1 protein-coding gene is annotated in these 1,326 nt (G+C 70.0%); it reads left to right on the top strand.

Features of this window, described 5'->3' with window-relative positions; genetic code table 11:
* The coding region (locus AAFN69_RS35000) for an IS4 family transposase (RefSeq protein ID WP_347732993.1) at positions 1 to 1,160 on the top strand (1,160 nt) is incomplete at its 5' end.
* Positions 1,161 to 1,326 lie beyond the last annotated feature (166 nt).

The following is a 1,326-nucleotide window of genomic DNA, read 5'->3' as shown; positions in this document are numbered from 1 at the left end:
ACTTATCGGGTCTTGGTCTCCTGACCTGGGTGTATCCGCCGGGTTTGGTGGACCGGGTGGTGGCGGCGTGCGGGCGGGCCGAGCAACGCCAGCGGTTGCTGCCGGCGAGGCTGGTGGTGTACTTCGTGCTGGGGCTGGCCCTGTTCTCGCCTGCTCCGTATCTGGAAGTGATGCGGCATCTCGTCGAGGGTTTGCGGGGTGTGGGGCTGCTGGGCAACTGGCGTGTTCCGGCGAAGTCCTCGCTGTTCAGGGCCCGGGAGCGGCTGGGTTCGGAACCGCTGCGGGTGCTGTTCGCCACGACCGCGAAGCCGATGGCCACCCTGGCGACGCCCGGGGCGTTCTGGCGGGATTTGCGGCTGCTCGCTGTCGACGGCACGTGCTGGGATGTTGCGGACAGCGAGGCCAACGAGGCCGCCTTCGGCCGTCCGGGCAGTGCCCGCGGGGCGGGCCGGAGCGCGTTTCCGCAGGTGCGGATGGCAGCGCTGGTGGAGGTCGGCAGCCATGCGGTGCTGGACGCGGAACTGGCCGGCTGCCGCACCGGGGAAGTCACTCTGGTGGGCCGCCTGCCGCGCTCGGCAGGCCCGGGTCAGCTCGTCCTGGCCGATCGGGAGTTCCTCGGTGTCCCGTTGTGGCAGGCGTTCTCCGCCACCGGCGCCGATCTGCTGTGGCGGGTGCCGGCCAACCGCGTTCTGCCCGTCACCAGGCAGTTCCGTGACGGGTCGTGGCTCTCCCGGATCAGAGCCAGCAGCGGCCCCGCCCGTGATGAGCCTGTCGTGGTCCGTGTCCTGGCCTACCGGCTCAAAGACCAGGCGGGCAAGGACGGGGCCGACGGATACCGCCTGGTCACCACCCTGCTGGACGCCCGGCGGTATCCGGCCCGGCAGCTGGCCGCGCTCTACCGCGAGCGCTGGGAGGTCGAGTCCGTGTTCGCAGAGATCAAGACCCACCAGCGCGGCGCACGCGTCGTCCTCAGCAGCAAAACGCCCGAGGGCGTCCGCCAGCAGATCTGGGCACACCTCCTGGTCCATCACGCACTGCGCGAACTCATGCTGAGAACGGCAGCCACCCGCGGCCTGGACCCCGACCGGATCTCCTTCACCGAGACCCTGCGCTCCGCCCGGCGCAGCGTGACCGTCACACCGGGCATTTTTTCCCCCTGACCTCCTGGTCAAAGCGCTGGTGCTGCTGGAGCAGGATCTCCTGGAACGACTCCTTCCCGTCAGACGGCTCCGCAGCCAGCCCCGTGTCGTCAAACGCAAGATGTCCAACTACCACCTCAGGCGAACCGAGCACCGTGCCTGGCCTCAGCCGGCCCGCACCGGCCCC

Origin of the sequence: Streptomyces sp. CAU 1734, assembly GCF_039888735.1 — a bacterium.
GTDB lineage: Bacteria > Actinomycetota > Actinomycetes > Streptomycetales > Streptomycetaceae > Streptomyces.
Note: the sequence above shows the minus strand (reverse complement) of the source record. Positions and strands in the feature narration are given on the sequence as shown.